Here is a 14,367-nt window from a genome sequence, read left to right on the forward strand (position 1 = left end):
CCGGCCCCATTGGGGGACCGATGGGAACAGGCATCGCAGATCAAGGTTTACAAATCGTTGAACACAGCCGGAAATTCCTCAGGCCGCCTCTTTTCGGCGCAGCGGCAGGCTGACCCTGAACCCCGCGCCGCCCTGGCCGGGCAGATAGTCGATCGAACCGCCCAGATTGGTCATGATCTCGCGGCAGATCGCCAGCCCCAGACCGGCGCCGCCCGCGCGGCTGGTATCGGTCAGACGGGCAAATTTTTCAAAGATAAGCGATTGGGATTTCTTGGGAATCCCCGATCCGTTGTCGATGAAGTCGATCTGCACCCGTCCGGCGCGCTTCTTCACCTCGATCCGCAGGACACCGCGTTCGGCATCGCAATATTTGCGCGCGTTCGACACCAGATTGATGAACACCTGCACCAGACGGTCGGTGTCGGTAAAGACCGGCATATGCTCGGTCGGGAAGTCGCGCTCGACCCGGAACACCCGCTCGGGCCGGGTCGAGGAGGCCGCCTGCACCGCGCGCGAAATCAGATCGTGCAGGTTGGCCACGCCCACGTTCAGCTGCACCTTGCGGTTTTCCAGCACCGCCAGATCCAGCAGATCATCGAGCAGCCGGGTCAGGCGGCGGGCCTCTTCATGGATGATCTCGGCATATTGGGCGCGCGCGGCCTCGGGCAGGTCCGGCTCCATCAGGATTTCGGAAAACGCCCGGATCGAGGTCATCGGCGTGCGCAATTCATGGCTGATCTGGCCCAGGAAGGCATCCTTTTGCACCGACAGTTCGGTCAGCTTGTCATTGGCCTCGCGCAGGGCGCGGGCGGTGCGGGCGAGTTCCTCGGACTTGGCCTCCAGCTGAGCCGAATATTCCTTGATTTCGGCCGCCTCGCCCGCCACCGCGATCAGATCCTGCACCGAAACCGAACTGCCGCCGGTCAGCTGCGCAATCATCGCATGGGCCGTGGCCGCGCCCACCGACCCGGCCAGCTGGCGTTCCAGCCGGGCAATGAAATCGGGGGTGGTGTCGGGCAGGAAGCCCAGCTTGCCCTGCCCCGCCGCCTGCGCCTGAAAGAAACGCTGCGCCTCTTCTGCGCCCAGAATGCGCTGCGACATCGACAGCAGGTCTTCGGCCTCGGCCGCGCCGCGCGACCAGCCGCGGGCGCCGGGCGCCTGATCGAAGATGTTGACGAAGGCCACGCCCTGCAGCCGCTCCATCGGGCCGGGGAAGGACACCATCGAAAACGCCAGAAACAGCAGGCTGTTGAGCAAGAGCGACCAGAACAGCGCATGCAGCAGCGGGTCAAGCCCCGCCACCCCGAACAGGGCATGCGGCCGCAACCAGGCGATGCCGAACGGCCCTGCCGCCATCACCTGCGCCGAAATCAGCCCGCCCTCGCCGAAGGACGGCAGGAACAGCGTATAGATCCAGACGGCAAACCCGACGCTCAGGCCAACGGCCGCGCCGACATGGGTCGCCCCGCGCCAGAAGATGCCGCCCAGCAGCGCGGGCAGCACCTGCGCCGCGCCCACGAAGGCAATCAGCCCGATCGAGGCCAGCGCGGCCGAGCCGCCCGACAGGTGGTAATAGCCATAGCCCATCGCCAGCACCGCCGCGATGGACACCCGGCGCGACATCAGCACCAGCCCGCGAATATCGCCCGGCACCCGCGACGAGCCGCTGCGCAGCGCCAGCCAGAGCGGCGTGACGATATGGTTGCTGACCATCGTCGCCAGCGCGATCGCCGCCACGATCACCATCGAGGTGGCACTGGAAAACCCGCCCAGAAACGCCAGCAGCGCGAGCTTGCCCTGCCCTTGGCTCAGCGGCAGGGTCAGCACGAACAGATCGGGGTTCACGCCTGCGGGCATCAGCTCCAGCCCGACGACGGCAATCGGCACGACAAACAGGCTCATCAGCATCAGATAGCCGGGAAAGGCCCAGCTGGCGGTGGTCAGGTGGCGTTCGTCCACATTCTCGACCACCAGCACCTGAAACATCCGCGGCAGGGTCAGCACCGCGGCGGCCGAGACGAACACCAGCCCGGCAAAGCGCCCCGGCCGCAGATCCCATTGCGCGATTGCCGAGGCGTCGATCTTGGCCAGCATGTCCCACGGGCCGCTGGCCAGCCCCCAGACCACGAACACCCCGACGGCCACCAGCGCCACCAGCTTGACCACCGCCTCCAGCGCGATCGCCATGACCACGCCGTGATGGCGTTCGTTGGCGTCCAGATTGCGGGTGCCAAAGAGGATGGTGAACAGCGCCAGCCCGCCGGCGATCCACAGCGCCGTCGCCCCCTGATCGGGCAGCGCCCAGCCTTCGGGCGTATCGGCGGCAAACACCCCGAAGCTGAGCGTGACCGATTGCAGCTGCAGCGCGATATAGGGCGTGGACGAGGCCACCGACATCAGCGTGACGATTACACCCAGCAGGTTCGACTTGCCGTAACGGCTTGAAATCAGGTCGGCAATCGAGGTCACGCGCTGCGCCCGCCCGATCCGCACAAGTTTGCGCAGCACCCACCACCAGCCGACGAAGACCAGCGTCGGCCCCAGATAGATCGTGACGAATTCCAACCCAGAGCGCGCGGCATAGCCGACCGCGCCGTAAAACGTCCAGGCGGTGCAATAGATCGACAGCGACAGCGTATAGACCCAGGGGCTGTGCAAAAACCGCAGCCGGTTGCGGCGGGCGCGGCGTTCGGCCACGAAGGCCACCGAGAACAGCATGATGACATAGGTCAGACAGACCGCGACCAGCACGTTGAAGGGCATCAGCTGTCCCCTTCGTCGGCACGCAGGAAACTGTCGTGCAACTCGGGCGCGCCCTCGGCCTTTTCCTCTTCCTCCAGCGCCGGTTCCAGACCGCGCGCCAGACCGAAGGCCGCCGCCACCAGCCCGGCCCAGACCACAAACAGGTAAAGCCCGCCGCGCCCGGTATCGGGCACCGGATCATCCGCCGGCCCCCACAGCCCGGGCAGCAGGATCAGCACCGCGCCCAGAAGCGGCAAGATCCGTGCCGCGTCCATCATCCGTCTGCGCCGATAGGACCGGCGGGCCAGAAACAGCGGCTGGCCGGATTTCGGCATCAGGCGCTCCGCACCGAATGGGCGCGTGCGACAATCGCCTCCAGGCAGGCCAGCACATCGCCATTGGCAAAGGGCTTGGCTAGGAAGGCGCTGGCGCCGGCGCGCTCGGCGGCCTCGCGGTCGCGGCCCTGCCCCCGTGCGGTCAGCATCAGCACCGGCAGATCCGCGAAGCGCGGTTTTGCGCGCAGATCGGTCAGGATTTCCAACCCCGACCGCCCCGGCAGCATCAGATCCAGAATGACCGCATCGGGCCCCTCGTCCGCGATCCGCCCCAGTGCCGCGGCACCGCTGGTTTCCAATGAGACCTCCCAGCCTGCGCGTGTGAGGATGAAACGGATCGCCTCAGCGATATGCGGCTCATCCTCGATCAGAAGCACATGTTTTCCCGACATCGGCGCTTCCTCCTCTCCCCCGTCGCAACTATTGCGACCCTTTCGGGAACTGTCAAACGCTGGCGTCACGCTTCGGACAGGATCGAGGGTTCGCGCCGCCCGACACAGTCGGCACGCGGGCAGATCCTGCATGACGAGCCGACCGGACGTTCGCCGCTGGCGCGTTCGGGCGGTGGCGGCAGGATCAGCATCATCGCCTCCATCAGCACCGGCCCCTCGAACCCTGCGGGCTGGCGCGGGGCGCAGAAGGCATAGGTCAGGAACCGCTGCGGCAGGCGGCCCGCCATGTCGACCACGGTGCGGATCGGTTGCATCGGGCGGGTCAGTGCCTCGTAAAGCGGCCAGAGCGGACAGGCCGCGCCGAAGCGCGGCATGGTGAACCCGGGCGCCGCGCGGCGGAAGGTCAGTGTGCCCGATCCGTCGCAGATCACCAGACCGGCGGGCGGCGCGCCCTCGATCCCGGCGGGCAGCGTCGCCAGACGGCGAAACACCGCCCCCATCGGCGCGCCGAAACGTTGCGCCAGCCGCGCCGGATCGCTGCCGCAGTCCAGCAACGCGGCGGCAAAGGGCGCCAGCGGCAGCGCGCGCGCATCCTCGGCCGCGCGCGCGATATGCGCCAGCGCGAGCTTGCGCGCAGCCCCCGAGGCGAGTTCCGCCACCCCTTCGATCAGCGTTTCGGGTGCGGGCGGGTCGGGCTGTTCCAGCTCGGGCAAATGCCAGCCGCGCATCGACAGCCAGGCCTCGACCTGTTCCAGCGGTGAACTCAGCCCGGTCTCGGCCTCTTCCAATTCGTCCAGATAGCCCACCAGCGCCTCGGCGGTATCGGACAGACGCAGGCTTTCGTCCTGGATCGTGCGCAGGAAGCGCGCGCGCCATTCCGGCTCGATGTCTTCGGTCTCGACCAGGATCGCCGCGGTCGAGCGCAGCGAGGTCACCGCCGACAGCACCTCGTGCAGCGACGCCAGCAGGAACGGGTCCTGCGCCATGCGTTCGGAATAGCTTTCAACGACCCGCTCCAGCGCCGCGACACGGGCCTGCCGCCCGGCCAGAACCGCGGCCCAGCCCGGAAAGCGGCCGACGAATTCCTCGATCCGTTCCAGTTCGGGCAGGCCCGCGGCCTGGGCGCCCCCTTCGGTTTCCGCACTCGCCAGTGCCTCGCGCAGCCCGTCGAACAGCACCCCTTCGGCGCCCTCGGACAGGGCCACCGGATCGACGCCCAAAACCTGCGCCAACTGCTCCAGCAGACTATCGCCCACCCGGCGGCGGTTGTGTTCGATCAGGTTCAGATAGGCCGGCGAGATCCCCGCCGCACGCGCCAGATCGGCCTGCTTCATCCGCAGCGCAGTGCGCCGTTCGCGAATGCGGGTGCCGGTCAGGGCGGAACGGGCCATGGTCTCCTCGGGGTTGCCTCACGCCCCGATTTACCGCCAATCCCCAAGATTACAAAGCAATTTACAGACCTTTACGCCCGAAAAGAAAAGGGACGACTGGACCCTTGAGCCCCGCCGTCCCCGCTCCTCCCGGGTATTTTGCCGATCAGCAGTCAGGCGCCACCATCGGCGCGGTGCTCAGATCGCCCACGCCCGGCTCGCACTGGCCGACATCTTTTTCCAGATCGGTGCAGCCCGCCAGAACCGCCAGCACCAGCACCGCCGCAAGGCCCACAAGCCCACGGGATTTCTCACGCATCATCGACATCGCTATCTCCTCTATTCGCGCCGTGAATGAACTATACGGTTCACTTTAATTTCGTGCCCTGATTTAAATCAAGCACGAATAACGCGCCCCTAGTCGAAACTGCGAAAATGCGCGCCATAGATCAGTGCGCGGTTCGAACACTCCCCCATCGCGAATTGTGCCCAGACATCGCCCTTCGCCCCCGCCGCCACCTTGTCGCGGCCGAATCTGGCGCGCCCTGCGCTGATCGCCGGGCCCATGTCAGAGGTCAGCGCCTTCAGCCGGGCGACCCAGAATTGCGCCGCCTCGTCGAAATAGCTGCCCACCGGCGCCCCGGATGGCACGATCACCTGCGCCACCGTCAGGCAATAGCCCGCCTCGACCGCTTGTGTCGCGGTGCCGAACAGATAACCGGGCGGCGCCGCGAACTGGCTTTTCCACGTCGCCCAGAACAGCACGGCCAGCAGCGCCGCCAGCGCCACCCCGCCGCCCCAGACGACGCGGGGCGAAAGCCTGTCCTCCTCGTTGCGCAGCTTGTCCATGCGGCCTCCCGTTGCGGGGATCACAGCACAGCAGGGTTAACGAATCGTGGCAAAACGAAAGGCGCGCCCCCGCAAGGGGACGCGCCGTCGATCCGATCCGCCGGGACTGCGCTTATTGCAGCGCCTTGTCGGTGATCACATGGGTCCAGGCGCCCACCGGCTCGGCCGAGATCACCGGGTCCGAGCCGCCCGCCAGCAGGGTCTTCACCGTGCGGTCGAAATCGGCCGGGTCGAGCGCGCCGTTGGACCCGGCGGTCAGTTTGGCGACTTCGCCCATCATCCGCTTCTGGTGGGTTTCGGTCTGCGCGCCGGTCTCGTCGTTTTCCAGCACGATCATCGCGGCTTCGTCCGGGTTCGCCTCGGCGTATTTCCAGCCCTTCATCGAGGCGCGCACGAATTTCACCATCTTCTCTTCGAAGGTCGGGTCGGACAGCTTGTCTTCCATGACATAAAGCCCGTCTTCCAGCGTCGCCACGCCCTCGTCTTCATATTTGAAGGTCACCAGATCCTCGGGCGTCAGCCCGGCGTCGATCACCTGCCAATATTCGTTATAGGTCATGGTAGAGATGCAGGCCGCCTGCTTTTGCAGCAGCGGATCGACGTTGAAGCCTTGCTTGAGCACCTCGACCCCGTCGGCACCGCCGGTGGTCGGGATGCCCAGATGCGCCATCCAGCTCAGGAACGGGTATTCATTGCCGCCGAACCACACACCCAGCGTCTTGCCCTTGAAATCCTCGGGGCCGGTGATGCCGGTTTCCTTCAGGCAGGTCAGCATCATGCCCGAGGATTTGAACGGCTGCGCGATGTTGACCAGCGCCAGCCCCTTTTCGCGCGCCGCCAGCGCCGAGGGCAGCCAGTCGACCGTGACATCGGCGCCACCGCCCGCCATCACCTGCGTGGGCGAAATATCGGGGCCGCCCGGCAGGATCGTCACATCAAGGCCTTCCTCGTCGTAGAAGCCCTTTTCCTTGGCCACATAATAGCCCGCGAACTGGGCCTGGGTGACCCATTTCAGCTGCAGCGTCACATCCTCGGCCGAGGCTGCACCTGCGGCCAGCGCGGCCAGCGCCGCCCCCAACATCAATTTCTTCATCGCCGTCTCCACTGTTGATCCCCGGATTTTCCCGGGTGTTGTAAACTCATCATGCGCGTTGCGAGGGGTGCCAGAAGGTCACCGCCTTCTCGATCAGGGCCATGCCGCCAAAGAATCCCGAACCGGCCAGCGCCGCCACGGTAATCTCGGCCCAGACCAGCGGCATATCAAGCTGGCCCACCGCGGTATTGATCCGAAAGCCCATGCCGCGCGTCGGGCTGCCGAAAAATTCGGCAACGATCGCGCCGATCAGCGCCAGCGTGGTGGCGATCTTCAACCCGTTGAACAGAAACGGCATCGCCGCCGGAAGGCGCAGTTTCAGCAACGACTGGCCGTAGCTGGCCGAATAGGTCGCCATCAGGTCGCGCTGCAGGTGATCGGTCGCGGCCAGCCCCGCCACCATGTTCACCAGCACCGGGAAGAACACCATCACCACCACGACCGCCGCCTTCGACTGCCAGTCGAAGCCGAACCACATCACCAGAATCGGCGCGATGCCCACGATCGGCAGGGCGGCCACGAAATTGCCCACCGGCAGCAGCCCGCGCTGCAGGAAGGGCGAGCGGTCGATCAGCACCGCCACCGCCACCGCCGCACCGCAGCCGATGACATAGCCCGACAGCGCACCTTTCAGGATCGTCTGGATGAAATCGCCCCACAAGAGATCGGTGCTTTGCGCGAACCGCGCCGCGATCATCGAGGGCGGCGGCAGGATCACCGGGCTGACATCGAGCCCGCGCACAAGCCCTTCCCACAGCACCAGCAGCGTGGCGCCAAACAGCAACGGCACGAAAAGCCGCGCCCAGCGTGCCCGCCCATAGCGCCCCGCGATCCACACATTCAGCGCAGAGCCCGCAATCCAGAAGGCAATCGCCCCAAGCGCCCAGATCATCGTGCCATCCCCATGCGCTTGAGCGTCACCCGTTCGATCACCCCCACGATCATCACCAGCGATGCGGCCAGTGCGGCGGCGGTGAACAGCGCGGCCCAGATCTGGATCGTCTGGCCATAATAGCTGCCCGACAACAGCCGCGCGCCCAATCCCATGGTGGCGCCCGCGGGCAGTTCGGCCACGATGGCGCCCACCAGCGCCGCCGCGATGCCGACCTTCAGGCTGGCGAACAGATAGGGCATCGACGAGGGCAGACGCAGCTTCCAGAAGGTCGCGGCGCCGCTGGCGTTATAGGTGCGCAGCAGGTCCAGTTGCTGGCCTTCAGGCGCGCGCAGGCCCTTGACCATGCCCACAAGCACCGGAAAGAAGCTCAGATAGGCCGCGATGATCGCCTTGGGCAGCAAGCCCTTGATCCCAAGACTTGCCAGCACCACGATCACCATCGGCGCGATTGCCAGGATCGGCACCGTCTGGCTGGCAATCGCCCAAGGCATCACCGACATGTCCATCGCGCGGCTGTGCACGATGCCCACCGCCAGCAGAATGCCCAGTCCGGTGCCCAGGGCAAACCCCGCCATCGTCGCCGACAGGGTGATCCAGCCATGATAGACTAGGCTGCGCTTCGAGGTGATCTTCTGCCCCGCCAGCCCGTCCCACAGCCCCTGCGCCACCTGATGCGGCGCGGGCAGGACGGGGCGGTCCTGCACCATGGTTTCGCTCAGCAGTTGCGTCACGGTGACCTCGGTCCCCGCCCGCGCGGCCTGGTCATAGATCCACTGGCTGTTGAGCCAGACCGCAGCGCCATACCAAAGCACGACAATCGCGGCCAGAACGGTCAGAATGGGAAGCAGCGCTTTCATTGGCGCCCCCCTGCCCGGGTGTCGAAGCTGTGCAGATCATTCCTCATAGGCATGCCCCGCGCGCAGACCTTCGCGCACCCGATGCGCGATCGCCAGAAATTCGGGGCTGTCGCGGATCTCCAGCGGGCGCTCGCGCGGCAGGGTGCTGTCGATCACATCGGTGATCCGCCCCGGACGCGGGCTCATCACCACGATCTTGGTGCTCAGATAGACCGCCTCGGGGATCGAATGGGTGACGAAGCCGATGGTCTTGCCGGTGCGCGCCCACAGCTTGAGCAGCTCCTCGTTCAGCTTGTCGCGCACGATCTCGTCCAGCGCGCCGAAGGGTTCGTCCATCAGCAGGATGTCGGCATCGAAGGCCAGCGCCCGGGCGATGCTGGCGCGCTGCTGCATGCCGCCCGACAGCTGCCAGGGGAATTTCTTGCCAAAGCCCTGCAGATCGACCAGCGACAGCACCTTTTCAACGCGCGCGTCCTGTTCGGCCTTGGCATAGCCCATGATTTCCAGCGGAAGCTTCACGTTCCCCGCAATCGTGCGCCACGGATACAGCCCCGCCGCCTGGAATACATAGCCATAGCTGCGCGCCTGACGAGCGTGTTCCGGCGTCATCGAATTGACCCGCAGCACCCCGCCCGTCGGCTGTTCCAGCGCCGCGATGCAACGCAGGAACGTGGTCTTGCCACAGCCCGAAGGTCCGATGAAGGACACGAACTCGCCCTGATCAATCGTCAGGTTCACATCCTTGAGCGCATGAACCGGCCCGTCATTCGTCTCGAACGTCAGGTTGAGGTCTTTGGCTTCGATCACTGGCGCTTTCATTGTGTCTTTCTTGTCATGGCGTTACGGACCGTTGTTCAGCTTCGGCATCAGACGCCCGAGGCGGGGATGCCGCTGCGCACCACCGGCCGCGGCGCGGTCAGTTCCTTCCAGGTGCTCAGTGCCTTGTTCACCGCAGCCCCCGGCGCACGGGCGACGAATTCGCCATGGCCCTCCCGGGTTTGCACCACGCCTTCGGCCACTGCAACCTGCCCGCGCGTCAGCGTGTAGCGCGGCAGACCCGTCACAACTTTGCCCTCGAACACGTTGTAATCAATGGCAGATTGCTGGGAACTGGCAGACACCGTCTTGCTCGCCGCCGGGTCCCAGACCACGATATCCGCATCGGCCCCCACCAGAATCGCCCCCTTCTTGGGATACATATTCATGATTTTCGCGATATTGGTCGAGGTCACCGCGACAAATTCGTTCATCGTGATCCGCCCGGTGTTGACGCCATAGGTCCAGAGCATCGGCATCCGGTCTTCCAGCCCCCCGGTGCCATTCGGGATCTTGGTGAAATCGCCGACGCCATAGCGTTTCTGATCGGTGGTAAAGGCGCAATGGTCAGTGGCCACGCAGGACAGCGTCCCCCCCGACAGCCCGGCCCACAGGCTGTCCTGATGCATCTTGTTGCGGAAGGGCGGGCTCATCACGCGCCGCGCGGCATGGTCCCAGTCAGCGTTGAAATATTCGCTCTCGTCCAGCGTCAGGTGCTGGATCAGCGGCTCGCCATAGACCCGCTTGCCCAGCATGCGCGCGCGCCGGATCGCCTCATGCGCCTCTTCGCACGACGTATGCACGACATACAGCGGCACCCCCGCCATATCGGCGATCATGATCGCGCGGTTGGTGGCCTCGCCCTCGACCTGAGAGGGGCGCGAATAGGCATGCGCCTCGGGGCCCACATTGCCCTCGGCCAGCAGCTTGGCCGACATTTCGGCCACGATATCGCCGTTCTCGGCATGCACCATCGGCAGCGCGCCCAGTTCCGCACAGCGTTTGAAACTGGCGAACAGCTCGTCGTCATTGACCATCAGGCTGCCCTTGTAGGCCATGAAATGCTTGAAGGAATTGATGCCGCGCTCGGTCACCGCCTGCATTTCGTCGAACACCTGCTCGCCCCACCAGGTCACCGCCATGTGGAAGGAATAGTCGCAATTCGCGCGGGTCGACTTGTTGTCCCACATCTTGAGCGCATCCAAGAGCCCCTGCCCCGGCGCCGGCAGCGCGAAGTCGATCACCATCGTCGTGCCACCCGCCAGCGCCGCGCGCGTGCCGCTTTCGAAATCGTCGCTCGAATAGGTGCCCATGAAGGGCATTTCCAGGTGGGTGTGCGGGTCGATGCCGCCGGGCATCACATAGCAACCGGTGGCATCCAGCACTTCGTCGCCCTTCAGCCCCTGACCGATCTCGATGATCTGCCCACCCTCGATCAGCACATCCGCCTTGTAGGTCAGATCGGCGGTGACGATGGTTCCGTTCTTGATGACTGTGGTCATATCGCTCTCCCGGAAAGCTGCTGCTTTCAACTTGGTTCAAATATCCCGCGGGGTCCGGGGGCGCGCAGCCCCCGGCGCTCTCAGCTGACGACTTCGGCCGTTTCCAGCACGGCATGGAACAGCACATCGGTGCCCGCCGCCGCCCATTCGGGGGAAATCTCTTCGGCCTCGTTATGCGACAGCCCGCCGACGCAGGGGCACATCACCATGGTCGCGGGCGCGACCTTCGCCGCCCAACAGGCGTCGTGACCCGCGCCCGAGATGATATCCATATGCGAATATCCAAGCCGTTCAGCGGCTTGACGGACGTTCTTCACCAGTTCCGGGGCGAAGGTGACCGGGTCGAAATGACCCACCGCCTCGACCGAACACCCGACCTCCAGAGCGGCGCAGATCTCGGCCGCGCGGGCCTCGATCTCGGCGCGCATCGCGTCGAGCTTGGCCTGATCGGGGGTGCGGATGTCGACCGTGAAGACCACCGTTCCGGGCAGCACGTTGCGCGAGTTCGGGCTGAATTTCACCTGCCCCACCCCGCCCACGGCGCCGGGCTGGTTTTTCATCGCGACCTCTTGCACCATCTCGAAGATGCGTGCCATCGCCAGCCCCGCGTTGACGCGCATCGCCATCGGAGTCGACCCGGTGTGCGCCTCGCGCCCGGTCAGGGTGAATTCCAGCCACCACAGCCCCTGACAATGGGTGACAACGCCGATCGTCTTGTTCTCGGCCTCCAGGATCGGGCCCTGTTCGATATGCAGTTCGTAATAGGCGTGCATCTTGCGCGCGCCGACCTCTTCGTCGCCTTTCCAGCCGATCCGTGCCAGTTCCTCGCCGTAGCTCAGCCCTTCCAGATCCTTGCGGGCATAGGCGTAATCCAGCGTATGCACCCCCGCGAACACCCCCGAGGCCAGCATCGCGGGCGCAAACCGCGCGCCTTCCTCATTGGCCCAGTTGGTGACGACGATCGGATGGCGGGTCTTGATGCCCAGGTCATTCATCGACCGCACCACTTCCAGCGCGCCCAGAACCCCCAGCACCCCGTCGTATTTGCCGCCCGTCGGCTGCGTATCCAGATGGCTGCCGACATAGACCGGCAGCGCGTCGGGGTCGGTGCCTTCGCGGCGCATGAACATCGTGCCCATGGCATCGACGCCCATCGTCAGCCCGGCCTCTTCGCACCATTTCTGAAACAGCGCACGCCCCTCGGCGTCTTCGTCGGTCAGCGTCTGGCGATTGCAGCCCCCCGCGATTCCGGGGCCGATTTTCGCCATTTCCATCAGGCTGTCCCACAAGCGTGCGGAATTGATACGGAGGTTTTCCCCGGGTGCGGACATCGTTCATACTCCCTGTCGGCGGCGGGGCCTTTGCCCTCTTGCGACGAATCTTTTTCTGACCGTATGGTCAGGTTCAGGGAGCCACGTTCTGACCAACCGGTCAACGAAAATCCCGGCTCGGAGGGCTGTGTGACCGAAAATTCCGCGATCAACCGCACAAAAATTAAGCGCCGTTCCGCCAACCGCCGCGCGACCGAGGCCACGATCCTGGCCGCTGCCGAAAGCGTCTTTGCCGAGGCCGGGTTCGGCGGGGCGACGATGCAGCTGATCGCGGATATGGCCGGGCTGCCCAAGGCCAATCTGCATTACTATTTCGCCACGAAAGAGGCGCTTTATCGCGCGGTGGTGCAGCGCATTTTCCAGATCTGGCTGGAGGCCGCCGACGCAATGGACGGCGCCCCCGGCCCGGCCGAAGGGATCGGCGCCTATATCGACGCCAAGATGGAAATCTCGCGTCGCCATCCAAACGGATCGAAGGTCTGGGCCAGCGAAGTGATGCATGGCGCGCCGGTGATCCAGGACTATCTGGAAACCACGCTGCGCGACTGGACCGCGGGGCGCGCGGCGGTGATCACCCGCTGGATCGCCGAGGGCAAGATGGCCCCGGTCAACCCCGAACACCTGCTCTACATGCTCTGGGCCACGACCCAGCATTACGCAGATTTCGGCCACCAGATCGAAGTGCTGAACGGCGGCCCGCTGAGCGAGGCCGACTGGGAAGCCGCCAAGGCCAGCGTGAAAGAGGTGGTGCTAAGGGGGATCGGGGTGGTGTGAGGGCAGATGCCCGGCACAAAACGGGCGGGACCATGCGGCCCCGCCCGTTTTTTTGATGCACCAGACCGGATTACTCCAGCGTATCCAGCACGTCTTTCAGCGTGCCGATCAGCTGGTCGATCTCGACTTTGGAAATGATCAGCGGCGGGCTCATTGCGATGATGTCGCCCGTGGTGCGGATCAGGATGCCTTTTTCATAGGCTTTCAGGAAGGCCGAGAACGCCCGTTTCGTGGGTTCGCCCGGAATGCTTTCCAGCTCGACCGCGCCGATCAGGCCTTCGTTGCGGATGTCGATGACGTTGCGGGTGCCGCGCAGGCTGTGCAGCGCCTCTTGCCAATAGGGTGCCAGTTCGGCCGCGCGTTCGAACAGGCCTTCCTCGCGATAGGTTTCCAGCGTGGCGATGCCCGCGGCGCTGGCGATCGGGTTGCCGGAATAGGTATAGCCGTGGAACAGCTCGATCATGTGCTCGGGGCCGGTCATGAAGGCGTCATGCACCGCCGCCGTGGTCATCACCGCACCCATCGGGATCACGCCGTTGGTCAGGCCCTTGGCGGTGGTCATGATGTCGGGCGTCACGCCGTAATGCTGGCCGGCGAAGGCACTGCCCAGACGGCCGAACCCGGTGATCACCTCGTCGAAGATCAGCAGGATGCCGTGTTTGCGGGTGATTTCGCGCAGCTTCTGCAGATAGCCCTTGGGCGGCAGCAGCACGCCGGTCGACCCCGCCATCGGCTCGACGATGACCGCCGCGATGGTTTCAGCGCCATGCAGCGCCACGATCCGCTCCAGCTCGTCGGCCAGATGCGCGCCATGTTCGGGCTGGCCCTTGGTGAAGGCGTTCTGCGCGGGCAGGTGGGTGTGGGGCATATGGTCCACACCCGGGACCAGCGGGCCGAAGACCTTGCGGTTGGTGACGATGCCACCGACCGAGATCCCACCGAAGTTCACCCCGTGATAGCCGCGCTCGCGCCCGATCAGCCGGGTGCGCGCCCCGTCGCCGCGCGCCCGGTGATAGGCGATCGCCAGCTTCAGCGCGGTCTCGACCGATTCCGAACCCGAGTTGGTGTAGAACACATGTTCCATCCCGTCGGGCGCGATCTCGACCAACCGGTTAGCCAGTTCGAACGCTGCCGGGTGGCCCATCTGGAAGGCGGGCGCATAATCCATCTCGGCGGCCTGCTTCTGGATCGCCTCGGTGATTTTGGGGCGGCAATGGCCCGCGTTGCAGCACCACAACCCGGCAGTGCCATCCAGCACCTGACGCCCGTCGGCGGTGGTATAATGCATGTCCTTGGCGCCCACGAACATGCGCGGGTTCTTCTTGAACTGCCGGTTCGCGGTGAAAGGCATCCAGAATGCGTTCAGATCGTTGGGCGTCTTGCGGTCCAGCGCCATTGGGGTCTCCCGTGG

The 14,367-nt window shown here is 65.3% G+C and carries 14 protein-coding genes; 1 reads left to right on the forward strand and 13 read right to left on the reverse strand.

All coding sequences use genetic code 11. The annotated features are described in order from the left end of the window. Positions 1-78 precede the first annotated feature (78 nt). The 12 genes from P2G62_RS01045 to P2G62_RS01100 form a co-directional block, all read right to left on the reverse strand. Positions 79-2,763 carry an ATP-binding protein gene (locus P2G62_RS01045; protein WP_275732992.1) on the reverse strand — a complete coding sequence of 895 codons (2,685 nt, stop codon included), beginning with the start codon at positions 2,761-2,763 and terminating at the stop codon, positions 79-81. Next, on the reverse strand, positions 2,763-3,077 hold the full coding sequence (locus P2G62_RS01050) for a hypothetical protein (protein ID WP_275732993.1): 315 nt from the start codon (positions 3,075-3,077) through the stop codon (positions 2,763-2,765). Before P2G62_RS01050 ends, P2G62_RS01045 begins: the two co-directional genes overlap by 1 nt. Beyond that, positions 3,077-3,469, reverse strand: coding sequence for a response regulator (locus tag P2G62_RS01055; RefSeq protein WP_275732994.1), 393 nt, complete (start codon positions 3,467-3,469; stop codon positions 3,077-3,079). Before P2G62_RS01055 ends, P2G62_RS01050 begins: the two co-directional genes overlap by 1 nt. A gap of 65 nt (positions 3,470-3,534) precedes the next feature. Further along, positions 3,535-4,860, reverse strand: a complete 1,326-nt coding sequence (locus P2G62_RS01060; RefSeq protein WP_275732995.1) for a helix-turn-helix transcriptional regulator — start codon at positions 4,858-4,860, stop codon at positions 3,535-3,537. A gap of 145 nt (positions 4,861-5,005) precedes the next feature. Then, positions 5,006-5,167 carry a hypothetical protein gene (locus P2G62_RS01065; protein WP_275732996.1) on the reverse strand — a complete coding sequence of 54 codons (162 nt, stop codon included), beginning with the start codon at positions 5,165-5,167 and terminating at the stop codon, positions 5,006-5,008. Positions 5,168-5,256: 89 nt separating this feature from the next. Then, on the reverse strand, positions 5,257-5,688 hold the full coding sequence (locus P2G62_RS01070; RefSeq protein WP_275732997.1) for a hypothetical protein: 432 nt from the start codon (positions 5,686-5,688) through the stop codon (positions 5,257-5,259). A gap of 112 nt (positions 5,689-5,800) precedes the next feature. Then, positions 5,801-6,781, reverse strand: coding sequence for an ABC transporter substrate-binding protein (locus P2G62_RS01075; RefSeq protein ID WP_275732998.1), 981 nt, complete (start codon positions 6,779-6,781; stop codon positions 5,801-5,803). A gap of 49 nt (positions 6,782-6,830) precedes the next feature. Next, a complete protein-coding gene (locus P2G62_RS01080) occupies positions 6,831-7,673 on the reverse strand; it encodes an ABC transporter permease (RefSeq protein ID WP_275732999.1) in 843 nt (280 codons plus the stop codon). Then, positions 7,670-8,533, reverse strand: coding sequence for an ABC transporter permease (locus tag P2G62_RS01085; protein WP_275733000.1), 864 nt, complete (start codon positions 8,531-8,533; stop codon positions 7,670-7,672). The genes P2G62_RS01080 and P2G62_RS01085 overlap by 4 nt, the downstream gene beginning before the upstream one ends. 36 nt (positions 8,534-8,569) lie before the next feature. Continuing rightward, positions 8,570-9,352 (reverse strand): ABC transporter ATP-binding protein, encoded by a 783-nt coding sequence (locus tag P2G62_RS01090; protein ID WP_275733001.1) that lies wholly within the window; start codon positions 9,350-9,352, stop codon positions 8,570-8,572. A gap of 47 nt (positions 9,353-9,399) precedes the next feature. After that, complete coding sequence (hydA, locus tag P2G62_RS01095; protein ID WP_275733002.1) at positions 9,400-10,851, reverse strand: dihydropyrimidinase; 1,452 nt, start codon at positions 10,849-10,851, stop codon at positions 9,400-9,402. 80 nt (positions 10,852-10,931) lie between these two features. Further along, positions 10,932-12,182: a Zn-dependent hydrolase gene (locus P2G62_RS01100; RefSeq protein ID WP_275733003.1), complete on the reverse strand. Its 1,251-nt coding sequence runs from the start codon at positions 12,180-12,182 to the stop codon at positions 10,932-10,934. Between the two features lie 129 nt (positions 12,183-12,311). Between P2G62_RS01100 and P2G62_RS01105 the strand changes: the two genes are divergently transcribed. After that, positions 12,312-12,956, forward strand: coding sequence for a TetR/AcrR family transcriptional regulator (locus tag P2G62_RS01105; RefSeq protein WP_275733004.1), 645 nt, complete (start codon positions 12,312-12,314; stop codon positions 12,954-12,956). A 70-nt stretch (positions 12,957-13,026) separates the two neighbouring features. Here P2G62_RS01105 and P2G62_RS01110 read toward each other — a convergent pair whose 3' ends face one another. Further along, on the reverse strand, positions 13,027-14,352 hold the full coding sequence (locus tag P2G62_RS01110) for an aspartate aminotransferase family protein (protein WP_275733005.1): 1,326 nt from the start codon (positions 14,350-14,352) through the stop codon (positions 13,027-13,029). Between the last annotated feature and the right edge of the window lie 15 nt (positions 14,353-14,367).

It is taken from the genome of Paenirhodobacter sp. CAU 1674 (genome assembly GCF_029222945.1).
GTDB lineage: Bacteria > Pseudomonadota > Alphaproteobacteria > Rhodobacterales > Rhodobacteraceae > Rhodobacter.